The organism is Limimaricola variabilis (genome assembly GCF_014195545.1).
Classification (GTDB): Bacteria; Pseudomonadota; Alphaproteobacteria; order Rhodobacterales; family Rhodobacteraceae; genus Limimaricola; species Limimaricola variabilis.
On the sequence record NZ_JACIBX010000002.1, the window covers coordinates 115647 to 134939 of the forward strand.

General features: G+C 70.4%; 23 protein-coding genes. 4 read left to right on the forward strand and 19 right to left on the reverse strand.

Features of this window, described 5'->3' with window-relative positions:
* Positions 1-24: 24 nt before the first annotated feature.
* A complete protein-coding gene (locus FHS00_RS03585; RefSeq protein WP_183469957.1) occupies positions 25-1350 on the reverse strand; it encodes an amidase in 1326 nt (441 codons plus the stop codon).
* 50 nt (positions 1351-1400) lie between these two features.
* Between FHS00_RS03585 and FHS00_RS03590 the strand changes: the two genes are divergently transcribed.
* Positions 1401-2645: a UbiH/UbiF/VisC/COQ6 family ubiquinone biosynthesis hydroxylase gene (locus tag FHS00_RS03590; protein ID WP_183469959.1), complete on the forward strand. Its 1245-nt coding sequence runs from the start codon at positions 1401-1403 to the stop codon at positions 2643-2645.
* A gap of 3 nt (positions 2646-2648) precedes the next feature.
* On the opposite strand, the gene FHS00_RS03595 is transcribed toward FHS00_RS03590, so the two are convergent.
* The 6 genes from FHS00_RS03595 to FHS00_RS03620 all read right to left on the reverse strand — a co-directional run bounded on the left by FHS00_RS03595 (position 2649) and on the right by FHS00_RS03620 (position 6677).
* The gene (locus FHS00_RS03595) at positions 2649-2801 is read right to left on the reverse strand and encodes a Trm112 family protein (RefSeq protein WP_183470688.1); all 153 of its coding nucleotides are present in this window, start codon (positions 2799-2801) and stop codon (positions 2649-2651) included.
* Positions 2802-2914: 113 nt separating this feature from the next.
* Positions 2915-3556 (reverse strand): LON peptidase substrate-binding domain-containing protein, encoded by a 642-nt coding sequence (locus FHS00_RS03600; protein ID WP_183469961.1) that lies wholly within the window; start codon positions 3554-3556, stop codon positions 2915-2917.
* 27 nt (positions 3557-3583) lie between these two features.
* Complete coding sequence (locus tag FHS00_RS03605) at positions 3584-4504, reverse strand: thioredoxin family protein (RefSeq protein WP_183469963.1); 921 nt, start codon at positions 4502-4504, stop codon at positions 3584-3586.
* A gap of 91 nt (positions 4505-4595) precedes the next feature.
* Positions 4596-5384: an exodeoxyribonuclease III gene (locus FHS00_RS03610; protein ID WP_183469965.1), complete on the reverse strand. Its 789-nt coding sequence runs from the start codon at positions 5382-5384 to the stop codon at positions 4596-4598.
* 78 nt (positions 5385-5462) lie between these two features.
* On the reverse strand, positions 5463-5783 hold the full coding sequence (locus FHS00_RS03615; RefSeq protein WP_183469967.1) for a hypothetical protein: 321 nt from the start codon (positions 5781-5783) through the stop codon (positions 5463-5465).
* A gap of 207 nt (positions 5784-5990) precedes the next feature.
* Positions 5991-6677: a response regulator transcription factor gene (locus FHS00_RS03620; RefSeq protein WP_183469969.1), complete on the reverse strand. Its 687-nt coding sequence runs from the start codon at positions 6675-6677 to the stop codon at positions 5991-5993.
* Positions 6678-6842: 165 nt separating this feature from the next.
* On the opposite strand from FHS00_RS03620, the gene ribA reads away from it, so the two are divergent.
* Together ribA and FHS00_RS03630 are read left to right on the forward strand one after the other, a co-directional pair.
* Positions 6843-7922: a GTP cyclohydrolase II gene (gene ribA, locus FHS00_RS03625; RefSeq protein ID WP_183469971.1), complete on the forward strand. Its 1080-nt coding sequence runs from the start codon at positions 6843-6845 to the stop codon at positions 7920-7922.
* Complete coding sequence (locus tag FHS00_RS03630) at positions 7919-8419, forward strand: L,D-transpeptidase family protein (protein ID WP_183469974.1); 501 nt, start codon at positions 7919-7921, stop codon at positions 8417-8419. Before ribA ends, FHS00_RS03630 begins: the two co-directional genes overlap by 4 nt.
* A gap of 110 nt (positions 8420-8529) precedes the next feature.
* Here FHS00_RS03630 and fmt read toward each other — a convergent pair whose 3' ends face one another.
* From fmt to def (FHS00_RS03650), 4 genes are read right to left on the reverse strand one after another with little or no spacing between them, the layout of a single operon-like run.
* On the reverse strand, positions 8530-9429 hold the full coding sequence (fmt, locus tag FHS00_RS03635; protein WP_183469975.1) for a methionyl-tRNA formyltransferase: 900 nt from the start codon (positions 9427-9429) through the stop codon (positions 8530-8532).
* Entirely contained in the window at positions 9429-9920 is a 492-nt protein-coding gene (gene def, locus FHS00_RS03640; protein WP_183469977.1) for a peptide deformylase, read from the reverse strand. The genes fmt and def (FHS00_RS03640) overlap by 1 nt, the downstream gene beginning before the upstream one ends.
* Positions 9917-10384: a peptide deformylase gene (gene def / locus FHS00_RS03645; RefSeq protein WP_183469979.1), complete on the reverse strand. Its 468-nt coding sequence runs from the start codon at positions 10382-10384 to the stop codon at positions 9917-9919. Before def (FHS00_RS03645) ends, def (FHS00_RS03640) begins: the two co-directional genes overlap by 4 nt.
* Positions 10384-10902: a peptide deformylase gene (def, locus tag FHS00_RS03650; protein ID WP_183469981.1), complete on the reverse strand. Its 519-nt coding sequence runs from the start codon at positions 10900-10902 to the stop codon at positions 10384-10386. Before def (FHS00_RS03650) ends, def (FHS00_RS03645) begins: the two co-directional genes overlap by 1 nt.
* A 98-nt stretch (positions 10903-11000) precedes the next feature.
* Between def (FHS00_RS03650) and FHS00_RS03655 the strand changes: the two genes are divergently transcribed.
* Positions 11001-12191, forward strand: a complete 1191-nt coding sequence (locus FHS00_RS03655; protein ID WP_183469984.1) for a MalY/PatB family protein — start codon at positions 11001-11003, stop codon at positions 12189-12191.
* A gap of 4 nt (positions 12192-12195) precedes the next feature.
* On the opposite strand, the gene FHS00_RS03660 is transcribed toward FHS00_RS03655, so the two are convergent.
* The 8 genes from FHS00_RS03660 to FHS00_RS03695 form a co-directional block, all read right to left on the reverse strand.
* Complete coding sequence (locus FHS00_RS03660; protein WP_183469986.1) at positions 12196-12546, reverse strand: hypothetical protein; 351 nt, start codon at positions 12544-12546, stop codon at positions 12196-12198.
* A 74-nt stretch (positions 12547-12620) separates the two neighbouring features.
* On the reverse strand, positions 12621-13388 hold the full coding sequence (gene cobM, locus FHS00_RS03665; protein WP_183469988.1) for a precorrin-4 C(11)-methyltransferase: 768 nt from the start codon (positions 13386-13388) through the stop codon (positions 12621-12623).
* Positions 13389-13457: 69 nt separating this feature from the next.
* Entirely contained in the window at positions 13458-15257 is a 1800-nt protein-coding gene (gene cobJ, locus FHS00_RS03670) for a precorrin-3B C(17)-methyltransferase (protein ID WP_183469990.1), read from the reverse strand.
* Complete coding sequence (cobI, locus tag FHS00_RS03675) at positions 15248-15949, reverse strand: precorrin-2 C(20)-methyltransferase (protein WP_183469992.1); 702 nt, start codon at positions 15947-15949, stop codon at positions 15248-15250. Before cobI ends, cobJ begins: the two co-directional genes overlap by 10 nt.
* A complete protein-coding gene (gene cbiE, locus FHS00_RS03680; RefSeq protein WP_183469994.1) occupies positions 15946-17163 on the reverse strand; it encodes a precorrin-6y C5,15-methyltransferase (decarboxylating) subunit CbiE in 1218 nt (405 codons plus the stop codon). Before cbiE ends, cobI begins: the two co-directional genes overlap by 4 nt.
* Positions 17160-17795: a precorrin-8X methylmutase gene (locus tag FHS00_RS03685; RefSeq protein ID WP_183469996.1), complete on the reverse strand. Its 636-nt coding sequence runs from the start codon at positions 17793-17795 to the stop codon at positions 17160-17162. The genes cbiE and FHS00_RS03685 overlap by 4 nt, the downstream gene beginning before the upstream one ends.
* Before the next feature lie 61 nt (positions 17796-17856).
* Positions 17857-19026, reverse strand: coding sequence for a sirohydrochlorin chelatase (locus FHS00_RS03690; RefSeq protein WP_183469998.1), 1170 nt, complete (start codon positions 19024-19026; stop codon positions 17857-17859).
* Entirely contained in the window at positions 19023-19241 is a 219-nt protein-coding gene (locus FHS00_RS03695; protein ID WP_183470000.1) for a DUF6732 family protein, read from the reverse strand. The genes FHS00_RS03690 and FHS00_RS03695 overlap by 4 nt, the downstream gene beginning before the upstream one ends.
* Between the last annotated feature and the right edge of the window lie 52 nt (positions 19242-19293).

Genomic DNA, 19293 nt, shown 5'->3' on the forward strand with positions numbered 1-19293 from the left:
CCCGCAGCGCCGCGCTTGTGGCTTTCAGGCCAAGGCCGCCTCGACCGCCGCCGCCAGCCGCCACAGCCGCGCATCCTGACCGGCCGCGCCGTTGAGCAGGAGTCCGCAGCCCGGATCGCCCGCCGGCAACGCCGCCGAGCACAGCCCCATCAGGTTGGCCAGACGGGTGTTGCGCAGCGTCTTGAGGTTGGTGTCGCGAAACGCCTCGGCATCTTCCAGCAGCGGCGCCACCTTGGGAGGAGTGATCGCCACGCCGGGGCAGATCACCGCGTCGAACCCGGCCGTGGCCGTGGCATAGTCGCGGCGCAGCGCGTGCAGCCGGTCCCAGCCGGCGATCCAGTCGGCGGCCGACACCCCCTGCCCGGCCCGCACGCGGTCGAGAATCGGCGGGTAGAGCGCGGCCGTGTCCGCCTCGATCCGCTCGCGCCACCACGCCCAGGCCTCGGCGGTGTAGAGCGCGCCCGCCAGCGCGTAGGCCTCCTCCAGCGCCGGGTGCGAGCGCCGCACGATCTCGGCCCCCGCCGCGTCGAGCCGTGACAGCGCCGCGTCGAAGCTGCGCGAGACCGTCGGGTCGAGCTCCTGCATGACGATCGTGTCGATCACCAAGAGCCGCGCGCCGTCGAGCCGCGCCCCGCGCAGGTCGGCCGACGGCCCGCCCATCGCGGCGAGGGCGAGGTTGGCGTCCTCGACGCTGCGCGCGAGGGGACCGACGGTATCGAATCGACCGCAGAGCGGCACCGCCCCGGCGAGCGGCAGCGCGCCATGGGTGGGTTTCAGCCCGACCAGCCCGTTCCACACCGACGGCACCCGGACCGAGCCGCCGGTATCCGATCCGATGGCGAGCGGCGCGAGGCCATGCGCCACCGAGGTCGCCGCCCCCGATGACGAGCCGCCCGGCGCCGCGTCGGCGTCGAACAGGTTGGGCGGCGTCGCGGTGCGCGGATTGATCCCGAGGCCCGAGAAGGCGATCTCGGTCATGTGGGTCTTGCCGAGGCAGACCGTCCCGGCGGCGGTGGCGCGGGCCAGCACCTCGGCGTCGCGCGCCGGCACCCGGCCGGCCATCAGCCGCGTGCCGGCCTCGGTGCCGCAGCCGGCGCTGTCGAACAGGTCCTTCCAGCTCAGCGGCACGCCGTCGAGCGGGCCGAGCCTGCGCCCGCCCCGCGCCCGCTCGCGCGCCGCCTCGGCCTCGGCCATGGCGCGCTCGGGCGTGGTGCGCGCATAGATCCGCGCACTGTCGGGATGGGCCGCGATCGCATCGAGAAAGACCTGCGCCAGCGCCACCGGGTCGATCTCGCCCGCAGCGATGCCGCGTCCGAGCGCCGCCGCGCCCATGCTCCGCCATTCGTCCATGAGATCCCCCTGCGCGCCGCTCGGGTGACACGCTAACGGCGCGCGGGCGCATGGACAATCCCGGCCCCGGCCCCATAGTCAGCGGCATGAAGCACGACAGCGACATCCTCATCGCGGGCGGCGGGCTGAACGGCCCGGTGCTGGCGCTCGCCCTCGCCCGCGCCGGGCTTTCGGTGACCCTCGTCGACGCCGCCGGCCCGGCGAAGGGCGACGCCTTCGACGGCCGCGCCTATGCCATCGCCGCCGGATCGCGGCGGATGCTGGCCCGGCTCGGCCTGTGGGGCCGCTTGGCGTCGGATGCCCAGGAGATGACGGAGATTAAGGTCACCGATGGCCGCGCCGGCGAAGGCCCGGCGCCGTGGTGGCTGCATTTCGATTCGGCCGAGATCGAAGACGGCCCGATGGGCCACATGGTCGAGGACCGGCACCTGCGCGCGGCGCTGGCCAAGGCGCTGGCGGAGGCCGAAGGCGTGACGCTGCGTGCGCCGGCTCGGGTCGTCGCGCAGGCAGTCGAGCCGGGCGGCGTCGAGGTCACCCTTGATGCGGGCGAGAAGCTGCGCGCGGCGCTGCTGGTGGGTTGCGACGGCCGGGCGAGCGGCACCGCCGCGCGGGCCGGGATCCGGCGGCAGGAACGCGGCTATGACCAGAGCGCGATCACCTGCGCGGTGGACCATGAGCTGCCGCATCGCGGCGTGGCACACCAGTTCTTCATGCCGGGCGGGCCGCTGGCGATCCTGCCGCTGCGCGAGAACCGCTGCTCGATCGTCTGGAGCGAGCGCAGCGCGCGGGCCGAGACGCTGGCGGCGCTGGACGACGCCGATTTCCTCGACGCATTGCGCCCGGCCTTCGGCGATTTCCTCGGCGAGATCCGGCTCGAGGGCGGGCGCGGGCTTTTCCCGCTCGGTCTCAGCCTCGCGGAGCGGTTCACCGCCGCCCGGCTGGCGCTGGTCGGCGACGCGGCGCACGGTCTGCACCCGGTGGCCGGCCAGGGGCTGAATGCCGGGCTGCGCGACGTCGCGGCGCTGGCCCAAGTGCTGAGCGAGGCACGGCGGCGCGGCGAGGATCCGGGCGCCGGCCCGGTGCTCGACCGTTACGCCCGCTGGCGGCGCTTCGACGTGGCGACGCTGGCGCTGACGACCGACCTGACCACGCGGCTATTCTCGAATGACCGCCCCGGCCTGCGGTTGGCGCGCGATCTGGGCCTCGGCGCGATCAACGCCGTGGCGCCGCTTCGGCGGGCGATGATCCGCGAGGCGGCGGGGCTGACCGGCGATCTGCCGGAACTGATGCGCTGAGGTTCAGTCGAGCTGGCGCGCCTCGTCGGCGAGCATCACCGGGATGCCGCCCCGGATCGGGTAGGCAAGCCCGGCGGCGCGGCTGACCAGCTCCTGCCTGTCGGCGTCGTAGCTCAGCGGTGCCTGCGTCTGCGGACAGACCAGCGCCTCGAGCATGCGCCGGTCGAAGGCGGCGCGCCCGGCCCGCGGATCGGGCTCGCGATCAGGGATGGGATCGAGCGGCGGCACCGGATCCGGCGGGGTATCGGGGGGCAGGTTCGGGTCGTCGCTCATTGCATCCTCTCTTCACCGGATCCGCCATGCAGGGCGAATTCGATCAACGTTACCAGCGTCTCGCGCCGCAAGGGCAGTGTCGGCGCCTCGAGCAGCGCCTGCCGCTCCTCGCTGTCGAACGGGCAGAGCATCGAGAGCGAGTTGATCAGCAACTCGTCTTCGGCCTCGCGCAGGCTGTCCCAATCGGTCGACAGCCCCCGCTCGTCGAAGAACCGCCCCAGCAGCGGCAGGAACGCCTCGCGCTCCAGACCGGGATCGGTCTCGACCGCGCCGCGGTCGCGCTCGAAGCCGGTCCAGCTCACCTCGCAGCGGCGATAGGGGGTAAAGCCGTCCACCTCCCGCGTCACCCTGAACCGCGAGATCCCCGACAGGGTGACCATGTAGCGCCCGTCTTCGGTTTCGGAAAAGGCGGTCAGCCGTCCCGCGCAACCGATCGCGTGCAGCCGGGTCTCGCCCGAGGGGATGTCATAGGGCTGGATCATCCCGATCAGCCGCTCTGGCGTCTTCATCACGTCCTCGATCATCGCGAGATAGCGCGGCTCGAAGATGTGCAGCGGCAGCCGGGCACGCGGCAAGAGCAGCGCGCCCGGAAGCGGAAAGACCGGAATCGTCTCGGGAAGGTCCGCGGCTGTGATCATGCCCGGCGACCTAGCGTGGCCCCCGCCTCAGGCAAATATCATCGAAGACAGGCGGCGCCGACCGGCGAGCGCGATGGGATCCTTGGCGGGCAGCGCCTCGAAGATGGTGAAGAGCTGGGTCTTGGCCGCCCCGTCGTTCCATTCGCGGTCGCGGCGGAAAATCTCAAGGAGCTGATCCACCGCCTCGGCGGTCTCGCCCTTGGCATGCAGCGCGGTGGCGAGGTCGTAGCGCGCCTGCAGGTCGCCCGGCTCGGCCTCGACGCGGGCGCGCAGCTCGGCCACCGGGCCGGCATTGCTGGCCTGGCGCGCCAGCGCGATCTGGGCATGGGCGGCGTCGAGTTCGGGCGCATGGGCGACCTCGGCGGGGGCACCGTTGAGGATCGCCTCGGCTTGGTCGATCTGGTCGAGCGCGAGATGCGCGCGCACGAGGCCTGCATAGGCCGGCGCGTTCTTGTCGTCCTCCTGCAGGATCGCGCCGAACACCTCGGCCGCGCCCACCGCGTCGCCCTCATCGAGCATGGCATCGGCCGCCGCGATCGCCTCGGACAGCCCGCCATCCTCATCGCCGCCGCCCAGCGCCACGAGCTTGTTCACGAATTTCTCGATCTCGGAGCCGGGCAGCGCGCCCTGGAAACCGTCGACGGGCTGGCCCTGCCAGAAGGCATAGACGGTCGGGATCGACTGCACCTGCAGCTGGCCCGCATAGGCTTGGTTGCGGTCGACGTCGATCTTGACCATCCGAACCTTGCCGCCGGCCTTGGTCACCGCCGCTTCGAGCGCCGGGCCGAGCGTCTTGCACGGCCCGCACCAGGGCGCCCAGAAATCGACGATCACCGGCACCGTCTTCGATGTCTCGACCACGTCCTGCATGAAGGTGGCGTCGGAGCCCTCGCGGATCAGGTCGTCCTTGTTGGGGGCGGCGGGGGCGCTGTCGTTGAGACCGAGCATTGAAGAGCTCCTGCTTGCATGCGTTGCGGCCCTGACGGGCCTCGTGTTCCGATGAGACTATATGTGGGCAGGGCGCGGATGCGCCAAGCCCTCACAGGTCGAAGCTGGCGAAGACCGGGGCGTGATCCGAGGGTTTCTCCCAGCCGCGCGCCGATTTCAGCACCCGGCTGCCATGCGCCGCACTCGCGATGTCCGAGGTCGCCCAGACATGGTCGAGCCTGCGGCCGCGATCGGCCGCCTCCCAATCCTTGGCACGGTAGGACCACCACGAATAAAGCGGTCCCTCGGGGATGTCCTGCCGGGTCACGTCGACCCAGGACCCACTGTCCTGCACCTGTGCGAGATGCTCGACTTCGACCGGCGTGTGGCTGACGACCTTGAGCAGCTGCTTGTGGCTCCAGACATCGTCCTCGCGCGGGGCGATGTTAAGATCGCCCACGAGGATCGCGCGCTCGGGCCGGTTGGCGTGGAAGTCGTCGCGCATATGGGTGAGGTAGTCGAGCTTCTGCCCGAACTTCTCGTTGATCTCGCGGTCGGGCTCGTCGCCCCCTGCGGGGACGTAGAAATTGTGGATCGTCACGCCGTTCTCCAGCCGTCCGCAGATGTGCCGGGCATGGCCGAGGCTCGCATGGTCATGCGCGCAGACCTCCTCGATCGGCAGGCGCGACAGGATCGCCACGCCGTTATAGCCCTTCTGGCCGCGCGCGATCATGTGGTCGTAGCCCAGCGCCTTGAACGCCTCGAGCGGGATCTTCTCGACCGGGCTCTTGCATTCCTGCAGGCACAGCACGTCCGGGCCCTCCTCTTGCAGGAGGCGGCTCACCAGGGTCTCGCGCAGGCGGACCGAGTTGATGTTCCAAGTGGCGAGGGTGAAGGGCATGCGCAGTCTCCGGCTGTCGGGCCGGGCCTGCCTAGCGGCTCGGACGGCCGAGCGCCACCCGCCCCTCTCTCCCAGAGCTCAGGGCTCGATGGTGTAGCTGTCGGCCTTGCAGACATCGACCCGGCCCGGCACCACCGCCCCGTCGGCGAACATCATCAGCAGGTCGTAGAAGCACTCCGAGACGTTGCGGATGGTGACGTCGACATTGCGGCCGGAGCCCAGCACGTAGTCACCGAGGAGATCGTCGCGCCAGAACTCGTCCGTTACCGGCGAGGCGAAGAACCGCACCAGATCGACCCCCGACCGGTTGCGCAGCCGCAGCGTCTCGGTCCCAGTCTCGGCCGCCACCGGCAGGGCCGGAAGCAGGATCGTCGTCATAGCGAGAATGGCGGCTTTCATGGTCGTCTCCTGTCCCGGTCACCTCCAGCCTACAGCGTTGATGTCCCAGACCCCAATGGCTGAATGCCGAGCTTCACGCCGCCGCGACGCCGGGCAAAGAAAAGCCGGGCCAATGGCCCGGCCAAGTCCAACAGGGAGGTATGTGGCTTAACCCAGCCACGGGGCTTCGGCAGGGTAACGCCGCGCCGAGGCCCCGGTTCCGCCGGTTCAGGCGACCAGCCGATATCCGCCCGATTCGGTCACCAGAAGTCGGGCGTTCGAGGGGTCCGGCTCGATCTTCTGGCGCAGCCGGTAGATGTGGGTTTCCAGCGTATGCGTCGTCACCCCGGCATTGTAGCCCCAGACCTCGTGCAGCAGCACGTCGCGCGGGACCACACCTTCGGAGGCGCGGTAGAGGAACTTGAGGATGTTGGTTTCCTTCTCGGTCAGCCGGATCTTGCGGTCATCCTCGGTGACCAACAGCTTCTGCGCCGGGCGGAAGCTGTAGGGCCCGAGTTGGAACACCGCGTCCTCGGACTGCTCATGCGTCCGCAGCTGGGCCCGGATCCGGGCCAGCAGCACCGGGAACTTGAACGGCTTGGTGACGTAATCATTGGCGCCCGCGTCGAGCCCCAGGATCGTGTCGCTGTCGCTGTCATGTCCGGTCAGCATCAGGATCGGGCATTTCACGCCCTGCTTGCGCATCACCCGGCAGAGTTCGCGACCGTCGGTGTCGGGCAATCCGACATCGAGGATCACCAGGTCGAACAGCCCCGCCTTGACCTGCGCCATGGCTTCCTGACCGTTACCGGCCTCGAACACGTCGAAATCCTCGGTCATCACGAGCTGCTCGCTCAGCGCTTCGCGCAGGTCGTCCTCGTCATCCACCAACAGGATCTTTTTCACCTGTGCCATCGCCTCGTCTCCATGCCCGTTCAGCCAACATGTGTGTAACGAATACGTGTGGCTCAAGTTTCCTGCTGCTTTTGCTGCGGTTGTTTCACGCCGAGTTGTGGCCGGGCGGGGAAATGTTACATTCGCCTCCCGCGCCGGATGCTCCGGTCCCGCCAAGGATACGCCATGCCCTTCCGTCCCGATCCCGTCGAGCGCCGCGCCCGCGCGCTGGCCGATCTGCGGCTGGGCGTGCCGGTGGTGCTGGGACAGGGACAGGGCGCGCTGGTACTGGCGGCCGAAACGGCAGGGCCGGAGCGCCTCGCGGAGCTGCGGGCCATGGGCGGCCAGCCGGTGCTGGCGATCACCGGGCGGCGGGCCGAGACGCTGCGGGCGCGCGCCTATGACGGCGACGTCGCGCGGGTGGTACTTCCCTCCGAGGTGGATTGCGGCTGGGTGCGGGCGGTGGCCGACCCGGCCGGCGATCTCGACCGGCCGATGAAGGGGCCACTGGCGACGCTGCGCGAAGGATCGGCCGAGACCCATCGCGCCGCCGTCGGCCTGGTCAAGGCGGCGCGGCTGCTGCCGGCGGCGCTGGTGCTGCCGCTCGACGACGCGGCGGGCTTCGCGGCCGCCCATGAGCTGACGCGGCTCGACCTGCCGCTGCCGCCCGCGATCACCCCGGCCTATGCCCCTGTGGCGGCTGCGCGGCTGCCTATGGAGGCGGCCGAGAAGGGCCGGCTGCACGTGTTCCGCCCCGGCGATGGCGGCGAGGAGCATTACGCGGTCGAGATCGGCAAGCCCGCCCGCGACGCGGCGCCGCTGGTGCGGCTGCATTCGGCCTGCTTCACCGGCGACGTGCTGGGCTCGCTCAAATGCGATTGCGGCCCGCAGCTGCATGCCGCGCTCGACCAGATGGGCGAGGCCGGCGAAGGGGTGCTGCTCTACCTCAACCAAGAGGGCCGCGGCATCGGCCTGGCCAACAAGATGCGGGCCTATTCGCTGCAGGACCAGGGCTTCGACACGGTCGAGGCGAACCACCGGCTGGGCTTCGAGGATGACGAGCGCGACTTCCGGATCGGCGCCGAAATTCTCAAGCGGCTCGGTTTCTCGCGCATCCGCCTGCTGACCAACAATCCCAACAAGGTCGCCCGCATGACGGAGGCCGGGATCGCGGTCGACGAGCGGGTGCCGCTCAAGGTGGGCCGCGGTTTGCACAACCACCATTACCTCGCCACCAAGGCGGCCAAGTCGGGGCATCTGCTGTGATCCATTCTCCCGCCGATCTCGTCCTCACCCGCCGCGGGTTGCGGGTTCTGGGCCGCCATCTGCCCTGTTCGATCGGCCGGGGCGGCATCCGCGCGGACAAGCGCGAGGGCGACGGCGCGACGCCGGTGGGAGAGCACCGGATCACCGGCATGTTCTACCGTCCCGACCGGCTGCCGGCGCCGCAGCCTTGGGCCGAACCGATCCTGCCCGGCGATCTGTGGTCGGACGCCAGCGGCGAGGCGGCCTATAACAGCCATGTCCGCGCGCCCTACCCCGCCAGCCACGAAGTGCTGCGCCGGGCCGATCCGCTCTACGACATCGTGCTGGTGACCGACTGGAACGAGAGGGGCGCGCCGGGCGCGGGCTCGGCCATCTTCCTGCACCAGCGCCGCCGGGCCGGTTTCCCGACCGAGGGCTGCGTGGCCTTTTCGCGCCCAGACCTGATCTGGCTCGCCCGCAACATCGCGCGCGGCGCGCGGCTGATCGTCAGGCGCTGATCCCCTTCACCATTCTCCAAATACGCATGGCGCAACATGTCGGCCGGCGCGACGCGGGCCGATTAAGCCCCTTACGTATTTCTGACCCCGTGAAACGCCGCCTCGGCAGGTCAGCCGAGCGTGTCGGGCAGCGCCCTACCTCGGAGCGCCTCGGCCACCGGCAACGGCTTCTTGCCCTCGCGCTGGATCTCCAGCAGCTCGACCGCGCCGTCGCCGCAGGCCACGACGCCCTCGCCGATCACCGCGCCGGGCGCACCTTCGCCCGGACCGGCGGCGGCGCGCAGGATCTTGAGCCGCTCGTCACCCGCCATGCACCACGCCCCGGGAAAGGGCGACAGCGCGTTGACCTGGCGCGCGACATGGGCCGCCGTGCGGGTCCAGTCGATCCGCGCCTCCGCCTTGTCGATCTTGGCGGCATAGGTGACGCCGTCCTCGGGCTGCGGCTCGGGCCGCAGATCGGCCAGCTCGCGCAGGGTGTCGACGATCATCCGCCCGCCCATCTTGGCGAGCCGATCATGCAGTTCGGCGGCAGTGTCGGTGGCACCGATCGGTGTCGCCTCGCGCAGCAGCACGGGCCCGGTGTCGAGCCCTGCCTCCATCTGCATGATGCAGACGCCGGTCTCCGTGTCGCCCTCCATGATCGCCCGCTGGATCGGCGCGGCGCCACGCCAGCGCGGCAGCAGCGAGGCGTGGATGTTGAGACAGCCCTGCCGGGGCGCGTCGAGGATCGGCTGCGGCAGGATGAGGCCATAGGCCACCACCACCGCCACGTCGGCCTCCAGCGCGGCGAAGTCGGCCTGTGCCTCGGCCCCCTTGAGCGAGACCGGGTGCCGCACCATGAGCCCCAGCTCCTCGGCGCGGGCCTGCACGGCGCTGGGCCGGGGCTTCTTGCCCCGCCCGGCGGGGCGCGGCGGCTGGGTATAGACGCAGGCGATCTCGTGGTCCGCCCGCAGCAGCGCGTCGAGCGCGTGGACCGAGAAGTCCGGGGTGCCCATGAAGGTGACGCGCATCAGGAGAACTTTCTCGCCTTGGCGACCAGCCGGTCGCGCTTCAATCGGCTCAGCCGGTCGAAATACATCCGGCCTTCCAGGTGGTCGATCTGGTGCTGCAGCGAGGTCGCCCAGAGCCCGACGAAATCGCGCTCCTCGATCTCGCCCTCGGCGTTGAGAAACCGGGCGGTCACGGCGCGGGGCCGCGAGATCACCGCCGAGACGCCGGGCAGGTTGGGCGAAGCTTCCTCGTGCTCGCGCAGCTGCACGCTCGCATGCAGGATCTCGGGGTTGGCCATGCGCACCGCCTGGCCGCGCCCATCGGAGGCATCGACCACGGCGAGGCGCAGCGAGACGCCGATCTGCGGCGCGGCGAGGCCGACGCCAGGCATCGCCTCCATGGCCTCGATCATCTCGTCCCAGATCGCGCGGATCTCGTCGGTGATCTCCGCGACCGGAGCGGCGGGCTTGCGCAGCGTGGCATGCGGCCAGCGCAGGAAGGGGCGGGTCATTCGGTCTCCTCCTCGTGGCGGTCGATGCACAATATGCCGTTCAGGTGGTCGAGCTCGTGCTGGATGCAGGTCGCCTGGACGCCGTCGAACGCGGCCTCGTGGCCGAGCCCGGTCAGATCCTGCCATTTCAGCTCGATCCGGGCGGGACGGCGGACGCGACAGGGTGTGTCGGGGATCGACAGGCACCCCTCCTCGCGCAGCACGGTCTCGTCCGAGGCGTCAGTGATCTCGGGATTGACGAAGATCTTGGGCGCCGGGTCTCCCTCGCGCCAGTCGACATCGGTGACGAAGACCCTGAGCGGCAACCCGACCTGCGGCGCCGCGAGGCCCCGTCCCGGCGCGTCATACATGGTCTCGATCATGTCGGCGGCGAGCCGCGACAGCGTCGCGTCGAACAGGGTCACCGGCTTCGCCTCCGCGCGCAGCACCGGCGCCGGATGCAGGACGATGTCGAGTACGGCCATCAGCCGCGCGCCCGCTCGCGCTTGAGCTTGACCATGCGACGGGTGATCATCTGCCGCTTCATCGGCTTGAGGTAGTCGATGAAGAGCTTTCCATCGAGATGGTCGATCTCGTGCTGCACGCAGGTGGCCCAGAGCCCGTCGAACCGCTGGGAATGGGTCTTCCCGTCGAGGCCCAGCCAGCGCACCTCGACCTCGGCCGGGCGTTCGACATCGGCGAACTGCTCGGGGATCGACAGGCAGCCTTCCTCATAGACCGACCGCATATCGGAGGCCCAGGTGACCTGCGGGTTGATCAGCACCATCGGCTGCGCGGTCTCTTCCTCCTTGGCGGCGTCCATGACCAGCAGGCGGCTGAGCCGGCCGATCTGCGGCGCGGCGAGGCCGATGCCGGGCGCGTCATACATGGTTTCGAGCATGTCATCGGCGAGGCGGCGAATCTCGTCGGTGATTTCGGGCACCGGCTCGGCCACGGTCTTGAGACGCGGGTCGGGGTGGATGAGGATGGGGCGCAATGTCATGGCGCCGATCTAGGGCCAAGCGGCGCGCATGGCAACATCGCGGCCCTTGCACGCCCGGCGCCGCCCGTGCAGCCTTCGCGCGACCGACAGGAGAACCCATGCGTCACGACCCCACCACCCCCGATTTCGACGAGATCATCGACCGGCGCGGCACCAACTGCTCCAAATGGGACCAGATGCAGGCGGTCTATGGCGTCAGCCCCGATGACGGCATCGCGATGTGGGTGGCGGACATGGACTTCCGGCCGCCCGCCTGCGTCCAGCGCGCGGTCGAGGAGATGGCGGCGCATGGCATCTACGGCTACGCCGCCTCGGACGCGGCGCAAAAGGAGGCGATCGGCTGGTGGATGGATCGCCGTCATGGCTGGCGGCCCGAGCCGGGCGACATCTTCACCACCCATGGCCTCGTCAACGCGACCGGCGTCTGCGTCGACGCCTTCACCGATCCGGGCGACGGGGTGGTGCTGTTCACCCCGGTCTACCACGCCTTCGCGCGGGTGATCCGCGCCGCCGGGCGGCAGGTGGTCGAATGCCCGCTGGCGCTGCAGGACGGGCGCTACCTGCCCGATTTCGATGCCTGGGACGCGATGATGACCGGGCGCGAAAAGGTGATGATCCTGTGCTCGCCGCAGAATCCGGGTGGCCGGGTCTGGAGCCGGGCGGAGCTGGAGGGCTGGGCCGAGTTCGCGCGGCGCCACGACCTGATCCTCGTTTCCGACGAGATCCATTGCGACCTGACCATGCCCGGCGTCACCCATACCGCGATGACCCGGCTCGACGGCGTCGCGGACCGGCTGGTGATGCTCACCGCGACGACCAAGACCTTCAACATCGCCGGCGCCCATATCGGCAACGTCATCATCTCCGACCCGACCCTCAGGTCGCGCTTCGCCGCGCGGATGGGCGCGTTGGGTCTGTCGCCCAACAGCTTCGGCCTTGCCATGGCGACGGCGGCGATGTCCCCGGAGGGGGTCGAGTGGCTCGAGGCGCTGCGCAGCTATCTCGACGGCAACCGCCGCCTGTTCGAGGAGGGTGTGGCCGCGATCCCGGGCGTCCGGCCAATGCCGCTCGAGGCCACCTATCTCGAATGGGTGGATTTCTCGGGCACCGGCATGACCCGCGAGGAGGTGCTCGCCCGGATCGAGGGCGAGGCGAAGATCGCGGTGAACCATGGCACCAGCTTCGGGCTCGGCGGCGAAAGCTTCCAGCGGTTCAACATCGCGACGCCACGCGCCCGCGTGGCCGAGGCCGTGTCGCGGCTGCAGGCCGCCTTCGCGGACCTTCAGTAGCGCTTCAGAGGCGGGGCAGCCGCAGCGCCGGCTCGGCTTCCTCGCGCTCGAAATCGACCGGGGGCTTCTCGGAGACGCGGCTGTGGCGCTTAAACTCGTAGACGCGCTCGCCCTCCTCGACCCGGCTGGTCATGACCAAACACTGGTAGAGATGACGCGGCCCGTCATAGAGATCGACGAAGCCGTGCAGGATCGGCGCGTCCTTGGCGGCCAGCGCGAAGCCGGTCTCCCACATGCGCAGAACCGGGTGAACCTCCTCGCCGTCATGCACGCATAGCCGGGCCGAACGCCGCTGCGCGGCGCGGCGGGCCGCCTCCATGGCGTCCTGCAGGTCCTTGGTCAAAAAATCGGTCATCTCTTAATCCTCCACTGCTTCCATCCTGCGCAGCGGAGTGTGAAATTCAAGCGACGTTCTCCGAAAATTCTCCGTCAGGCCCGAACCCGAGGCCGCAACACATGCGGCTGGGCGGGATCGTAGAGCGCGCTGTCCGGAAAGCCCTGGCCGCCCCCCAGCCCCGGGCCGACGAGGATGAGCGCCGTGCGCGTCAGCTTGGCCTCGCGGACCTTGGCGTGGATGTCCGACAGCGTGCCGCGGATCACCTGCTGGTCGGGCCAGCTGGCGCGGTAGACCACCGCCACGGGACAATCCGCGCCATAGAAGGGCGTCAGCCGCCGCTCGATATCGCGAAGCGCCCGGATGCCCAGATGGATGGCCAGCGTGGTGCCGGTGGCGGCGAAGTTCTCGAGCGTCTCGCCTTTGGGCATCGAGGTCGATTTCATCGACATGCGGGTGAGCACGATCGATTGCGCCACCTCGGGGATGGTCAGCTCCTGGCCGAGCGCGGCGGCGGCGGCGGTATAGGCGGGCACGCCGGGGATGATCTGGTAGGGGATGCCGTCGGCCTTGAGCCTGCGGATCTGCTCGGCGATGGCACCGTAGAGCGAGGGATCGCCGGAATGCACCCGGGCCACGTCCTCGCCCCGTCCATGCGCCGCCGCGATCTCGGCATGGGTCTCGTCGAGCGTCATCGGCGCGGTGTCCATGACCCGCGCGCCGTCGGGCGCACCGGCCACGACCTCCTGCGGCACCAGAGAGCCAGCGTAGAGGCAGACCGGGCAGGCCGCGATCAGCCGCGCGGCCTTGAGGGTGAGAAGCTCCGGATCGCCCGGGCCGGCGCCGATGAAATAGACGGTCATGTCGCGGTGGTCCCTTTCAGATGTCCCCGGAGGGGCGTGGCGCGCGGCGGCGTCCGCCGCGCCGCCGGTTCAGCGCGCGTCGATCTTCTTGGCGTAGCCGCGCGGCGTCACCATGCGCGGCCCCTCGCCCAGCTTCACCAGCTTCGACTGCGAGGAGCCGACCAGCACCACGGTCAGCATGTCGACCTCGTCGACCTGCAGCTCGTCGAGGCGGCGGTAGCGGATCTCCTCCTCGGGGCGGCCCAGCGACGAGGCGAGCAGCACCGGCGTGTCGGCGGGACGGTGTTGGAGCAGGATATCGCGCGCCTCGGCCAGAAGCGTGCGGCGCCGCTTCGACACCGGGTTGTAGAAGGCGATGACGAAATCGCCCTGCGCCGCGGCATGCAGCCGCTTCACGATATCCTCGCGCGGGGTCAGCAGGTCCGACAGCGAGATGGCGCAGAAGTCGTGGCCCAGCGGCGCACCGGCCCGCGATGCCGCCGCCTGCAGCGCCGAGACGCCGGGCGTGCAGGTGACCTCGATGCGGCGCGCGGCATCCGATACCCCGCCCTTGTCGGCATCGCGGCCCAGCAGTTCGAAGACCAGCGCGCCCATGGCGTAGATGCCCGCGTCACCCGAGCAGATCAGCGCCACGTCGCGCCCTTCGGCTGCGCGCTCCAGCGCGTAGCGGCAGCGATCCTCCTCGCCGCCGAGCGGGAAATCGGCACGCGGTTTGCCGGCGGCCAGCGGTCCCAGCAAGTCGATATAGAGCCCGTAGCCCACCAGCTCCTCGGCCTCGGCGATCAGGCGGGAGGCCTCGGGGGTGCGCCAGCCGGACTGCCCCGGCCCGATCCCCACCACCGAGAGGCGGCCACGCGGGCGGCCGCGCAGTTCGGTGACAGGCTGCGGCGCCAGCGCCAGCGCGCAGGTGGCGTTGGCGGTCTTGCGCTTGGTCACGGCGAGTGTGGCGTCGGCTCCGGCCTGCGCCAGGGCCGCGCCTTCGGAGACGCCGTGGCAGCCGACCTCGGCAAAGACGACCTCGGACGGGGTGGCGAGGCGCGGCGCCTCGGCCTCAAGCTCGGCGGCGGTGAACAGGCGCAGCGGCACGCCGATTGCACGTGAAACATTCAGGATGGCGGGCTCATCGGCCTTGAGGTCGATCGAGGCCACGGCCTGAACGGCCTCGGGCGCGATTCCGGCCTCGGCCAGCGTGTCCCGCACCAGCGCGGCCATTTCCTCGGGCGGGCAGTCGCGGGCGCAGCCCAGCCCCAGCACGGCACGTTGCGGCGCGAAATGCAGGTGCTCGGCGCCGAGCCCCTGCTGCGGGGCCTCGGAGACGGTGATCCTGAGCGCGTCGCCCTGCGGCAGCTCGGCCAGCCACGGCGCGTCGCCGGTGACGGTCGCGCCGCCGCCCGAGAGCAACGCCGCCATCGCGCCCTTGGCATCGGCGGGGTTCACGAGGCGGTAGCCGGCGGGCGGCTCGTCGAGCGCCACGCCCAGCGCGACATCGCCCGCGGTGGTGACGGCGGCGGTCCCTTCCAGCGCCTCGGCGATGCGTTTCGCCAGGCGGTTGGCGCCGCGATGCCCGCCGAGCAGCGGCACCACCACGCGGCCGTCATCGGAGACCGAGATCACCGGCGGCTCGGCGCGCTTGTCCGATAGAAGCGACGCCACCGCCCGGATCAGGATGCCGCTCGCGCAGACGCCGACGACCGGCGTTCCTGCGGCGAAGAGATCGCGTGCATGTTCGAGCGCATCGGCGAAGAAGGCGTCGGCCCGCTCCACCCGCCCCTCGCGGCCGTGCAAGGGCGCACCAAGCGCCTCGGCGATGCTACGGGCCACGGGTTCGCCCGAGCGGGAGAGCGCGAGTACAACGGGGGTCACAGCCAAGGATCGGCTCCCTTCGTGAGGATGATCATCGAGAAATAGGGCGCGGTATCGGGCGCCTCGGACAGCGGGCGGACGATTTCCGCCTCCAGCGTGGCGCGCTCGACATAGGTGGCGTGCGAGGTCAGGCCGAGGCTATCGATCACTGCGCGCACCTTGGGGAAATGCCGGCCGAGCTTCATGATCGCGACGCTCTCGGCGCCCTCGATCCGGGCGCGCAGCTCGGCCTCCGGCAGCGGGCCCGGCAGCACCGTCAGCCGCTCGTTGCGCGCGGCCAGCGGCCTGCGGGCGGCGGCCGCGGCCGCCGTGAGCGAGGTGACCCCGGGCACGATCTCGACCCGGTGGCGGTCCGCCAGCCGCGCGAAGAGATACATGAAGGAGCCATAGAAGAACGGGTCGCCCTCGCATAGGCAGACCACATCCTCGCCCGCCTCCAGCGCCTCGGCGATCTGCGCGGCACCCGCGTCATAGGCCGCCTGCGCGGGTGCACGCTCGACCGTCATCGGCACGTCCATGGCGATCTCGCGCGCGTCGGGCGCGATCAGCTCCGCCGCGATGGAGCGCGCGAAGCTCGCGCCACCGGCCAGCGTCGGATAGGCGACGACGCGCGCGGCCTCGATCAGCCGCGCGGCGCGCAGGGTGATCAGGTCGGGCGCGCCGGGTCCGAGGCCCACGCCATACAGCGTTCCGCTCATCGCTTGATCAGGCTCCACTGCGTCACCGGCATCGCGGGCTTCCAGCCGGTCAGCCGCCCGACCGGCGCGGCGCGCGCGACCGAGATCCGCACCAGCTCCCCACCATGCGCGGCGTGCAGCGCGATCAGCGCGGCCTCGCTCTCCAGCGTCACGGCATTGGCCACCAGCCGCCCCAGCGGCCGCAGCGCCGCCCAAGCCGCCTCGAACACCTCGGCAGAGAGCCCGCCGCCGATGAAGATCGCGTCGGGCGCGGGCAGACCGTCGAGCGCTGCGGGCGCTTCACCCTCGATCAGCCGCAGCCGCGGCGTGCCCAGCGCCAGCGCATTGGCCGCCGCCATCGCCCGGCGGTCGGCGCGCGGCTCGATGCCGATGGCGTTGGCATAGCGCGCAGCCCGCATCCATTCGATCGCGACCGAGCCCGAGCCCGCGCCGATGTCCCACAAGAGCGCGCCGCGCATCGGCATCAGCTTGGCCAAGGTCGCCGCGCGCAGCTCGCGCTTGGTCATCGTGCCGTCGGAAACGAAGAGACAGTCGTCGAGACCCGGCACGCGCGGGATCAGCGCGGCATCGGGGGCGGCTACGCAATCCACCGCAAGCGTGTTGAAGGGCGGCACCTCATGGTCCCAGCTCTCGGCAAGCCCGTCGAAACGCGCCTCGTCCTCGCCCCCCATATTGGCCAGCACGGTCATCGGGCTCTGGCCAAAGCCGCGCTCGGTCAGGAAGCGGGCGATCTGGCCCGGCGTCTCCGACCCGGTCGTCAGGATCAGCAGCCGCGCCTGCGGCTGGATGAAGGCGATCATCTGCTCGACGGGGCGACCATGCACGGTCAGCGTCTCGACATCCGCCATGCTCCAGCCCATGCGCGCCGAAGCGAGCTGAAACGCCGAGAGCTGCGGGTGGTAGACGATCTCGGAGGCCGGGATGGACCGCCCGATCCGGGCGCCGACCGAGAACCACAGCGGATCGCCCGTGGCCAGCACCACGACGCGGCGACCCTTGAAGGATTTCAACCGGTCGATCAGCGCGTCGAAGGGGCTCGGCCAGGCGACACGCTCGGCGCCAACCGCCCCCGCCAACTCGTGATGCCGGTCGCCGCCGATGATGATCTCGGCCGCCTCGACCACGGCACGGGTGGCGGGCATCAGCCCGTCCATGCCGTCTTCGCCGATTCCGACGACGTGGAGCCAGGGCTCTTGGGTTGCGACCGCGTTCATCCCCGTTCCTCCGATATGCCGTTGGCCAGCGCGTTCACCGCCGCCGAGGCCATGGCCGAGCCGCCCTTGCGGCCCCTGAGCGCCACGAAATCGCAGCCGCGCGGGTCGACCGCAAGCTCGGCCTTGGATTCCGCCGCACCGACGAAGCCCACCGGAAAGCCGAGGATCAACGCCGGCTTCGGCCAGCCGGCATCGAGCCGCTCCAGAAGGTGGAAGAGCGCAGTCGGCGCGTTTCCGACCGCCACCACCGCCCCTTCGATCCGCTCCTGCCACAGATCGACGGCGGCGGCCGAGCGGGTGGTGCCGAGCGCCTGCGCCATCCCCGGCACCGCCGGATCGTTGAGCGTCACGACCACCTCGGTATCCGGCAGGTGCCGCCGGATGATCCCCGCCGCCACCATCTCGCAATCGCACAGGATCGGCGCGCCCGCGGCCAGCGCCGCGCGCCCCGCCGCCATGGCATCCGGGGAAAAGGCCAGACGGTCGGCGATCTCAACCATGCCGCAGGCGTGGATCAGCCGGATCACCATCGGCTGCAGTTCCTCGGGGAAGCGATCCAGCCGCGCCTCGGCGCGCACCGTGGCGAAGCTCTGGGCATAGATCCTTGCCGGGTCGGTCTCGTAGGGGCGCATCAGGCCCTCCTTTCCGCCCGGCGCGAACCGGCGGATCTGCGCAACTGAGGAATGGCGAGGCTCACTTGCGCGATTTCAGCACGCTGAGCGGGCCAAGCGGGTGGTCGGCCTGGGGATAGGGCGCGTGGGGATGATCGTGGTCGTGGTCATGCCCGTGGTGATGATGGTGATGCCCGTGCCCGTGCCCGTGATCATGGCTGTGTCCGTGATCGTGGTCATGGTCATGGTCATGATCGTGCGGCAGCCCGTGCGCATGGGCATGGGCGTGGCGCGCTTCGGCATCAAGCCGGCACATGCCGGTGCAGAAATCGGCGCAGAGCGCGCAATCCGCCACGTTGGAGCCCGGCGCGTTCGCCCCCTGCCCCTCGACATGGTGGTGATGGCTTTCCTGCACCGCGCCGACCTCGGCCTCGAAGCCCAGAACCTGGGTGCGGTACTTGCACATGCCGCAGGTCGGCGGCACGGCCTCTCCCGCGAGTTCGGTCACCCGCTCGGCGAAGGTGGCCAGCACCTCCTGATGATCGCCCAAATAGGGCGCCTTGACGAAGTCCAGCTCGGGATGCGCCTCGCCCACCTGGTCGGTGAAGCCGTAGATGCGGTCGATCAGGATGCCGGAGAACAGGAAATAGGGGAACACCACCACGCGGCGGTAGCCGAGCCGCGCCACGTGCTCGAGGCAGGGCTCGACCAGCGGGAAGGTGACGCCGGAATAGCCGGTCTCGCACCAGCCGAAGCCCATCCCCTCCCATAGGAGCCGCGCCACCTTGGCGACGTTGCCGTTGGCGTCGGGGTCGGAGGCGCCGCGCCCGATCACCACGAGGCAGGTCTCGTGCATCGGCACGTCGGAGGGGTTGGCGTCGAGCGCGCTCCGGATCCGGTCGGCGGCGGCGGCGATCATGCGCGGATCGACCCCCAGCTCGCGGCCATAGATGATCTCGATGCCGTGCTTGGCGGCATAGGTGTTGAGCACGGTCGGAATGTCGTTCTTGGCATGCATCGCCGCGAACAGCATGCCCGGCACCGCGAGGATGCGGGTGCAGCCCTGTTCGCGCAGCCGGTCGAGCCCGTCGCGGATCACCGGGTTGGCGAATTCGAGATAGCCGTATTCGACCGGCCAGTCCGGCGGCAGCAGCGCGGGCAGCTTCTCGGCCAGCACCGCGAATTCGTCCACCGCCGACTGGCTGCGCGAGCCATGGCCGCAGATCATCACGCCGGTCTTGGGGGCGTTCATGCCTTGGCCTCGTCACCCTTCTCGTCGGTGCCCTCGGCCTTCTCCTCGGAGCGCCCGCCCTTCAACGCGCCCCACAGCCCGAGCGCGATGGCCAGCCCGATCGCCGCCCCGGCGACCCAGTGGTCGTGCCCGGCAAGGTCGGTCATGTGGCCCGGATGGGCCGCGGCCATCCCCGGCATGATGAGCGGGATCGTCGGCAGGAGGATGTGGCGCATCGCGGACCTCTCGATCTGGCAATGGCCGGCGCCCGCCGCGTGCATCGCGACG

Coding starts and splice junctions, on each gene's coding strand:
- cobI (WP_183469992.1), bottom strand. CDS start 15,949: ATGAGCGGAACGCTGTATGGCGTGGGCCTCGGACCCGGCGCGCCCGAC.
- FHS00_RS03660 (WP_183469986.1), bottom strand. CDS start 12,546: ATGACCGATTTTTTGACCAAGGACCTGCAGGACGCCATGGAGGCGGCC.
- FHS00_RS03620 (WP_183469969.1), bottom strand. CDS start 6,677: ATGGCACAGGTGAAAAAGATCCTGTTGGTGGATGACGAGGACGACCTG.
- FHS00_RS03585 (WP_183469957.1), bottom strand. CDS start 1,350: ATGGACGAATGGCGGAGCATGGGCGCGGCGGCGCTCGGACGCGGCATC.
- def (WP_183469979.1), bottom strand. CDS start 10,384: ATGGCCGTACTCGACATCGTCCTGCATCCGGCGCCGGTGCTGCGCGCG.
- FHS00_RS03605 (WP_183469963.1), bottom strand. CDS start 4,504: ATGCTCGGTCTCAACGACAGCGCCCCCGCCGCCCCCAACAAGGACGAC.
- FHS00_RS03600 (WP_183469961.1), bottom strand. CDS start 3,556: ATGATCACAGCCGCGGACCTTCCCGAGACGATTCCGGTCTTTCCGCTT.
- def (WP_183469981.1), bottom strand. CDS start 10,902: ATGACATTGCGCCCCATCCTCATCCACCCCGACCCGCGTCTCAAGACC.
- FHS00_RS03595 (WP_183470688.1), bottom strand. CDS start 2,801: ATGCTCGAGGCGCTGGTCTGTCCGCAGACGCAGGCACCGCTGAGCTAC.
- def (WP_183469977.1), bottom strand. CDS start 9,920: ATGACCCGCCCCTTCCTGCGCTGGCCGCATGCCACGCTGCGCAAGCCC.
- fmt (WP_183469975.1), bottom strand. CDS start 9,429: ATGCGCGTCACCTTCATGGGCACCCCGGACTTCTCGGTCCACGCGCTC.
- ribA (WP_183469971.1), top strand. CDS start 6,843: ATGCCCTTCCGTCCCGATCCCGTCGAGCGCCGCGCCCGCGCGCTGGCC.
- FHS00_RS03590 (WP_183469959.1), top strand. CDS start 1,401: ATGGACAATCCCGGCCCCGGCCCCATAGTCAGCGGCATGAAGCACGAC.
- FHS00_RS03610 (WP_183469965.1), bottom strand. CDS start 5,384: ATGCCCTTCACCCTCGCCACTTGGAACATCAACTCGGTCCGCCTGCGC.
- cbiE (WP_183469994.1), bottom strand. CDS start 17,163: ATGAACGCGGTCGCAACCCAAGAGCCCTGGCTCCACGTCGTCGGAATC.
- FHS00_RS03655 (WP_183469984.1), top strand. CDS start 11,001: ATGCGTCACGACCCCACCACCCCCGATTTCGACGAGATCATCGACCGG.
- FHS00_RS03685 (WP_183469996.1), bottom strand. CDS start 17,795: ATGCGCCCCTACGAGACCGACCCGGCAAGGATCTATGCCCAGAGCTTC.
- FHS00_RS03695 (WP_183470000.1), bottom strand. CDS start 19,241: ATGCGCCACATCCTCCTGCCGACGATCCCGCTCATCATGCCGGGGATG.
- FHS00_RS03690 (WP_183469998.1), bottom strand. CDS start 19,026: ATGAACGCCCCCAAGACCGGCGTGATGATCTGCGGCCATGGCTCGCGC.
- FHS00_RS03615 (WP_183469967.1), bottom strand. CDS start 5,783: ATGAAAGCCGCCATTCTCGCTATGACGACGATCCTGCTTCCGGCCCTG.
- cobM (WP_183469988.1), bottom strand. CDS start 13,388: ATGACCGTCTATTTCATCGGCGCCGGCCCGGGCGATCCGGAGCTTCTC.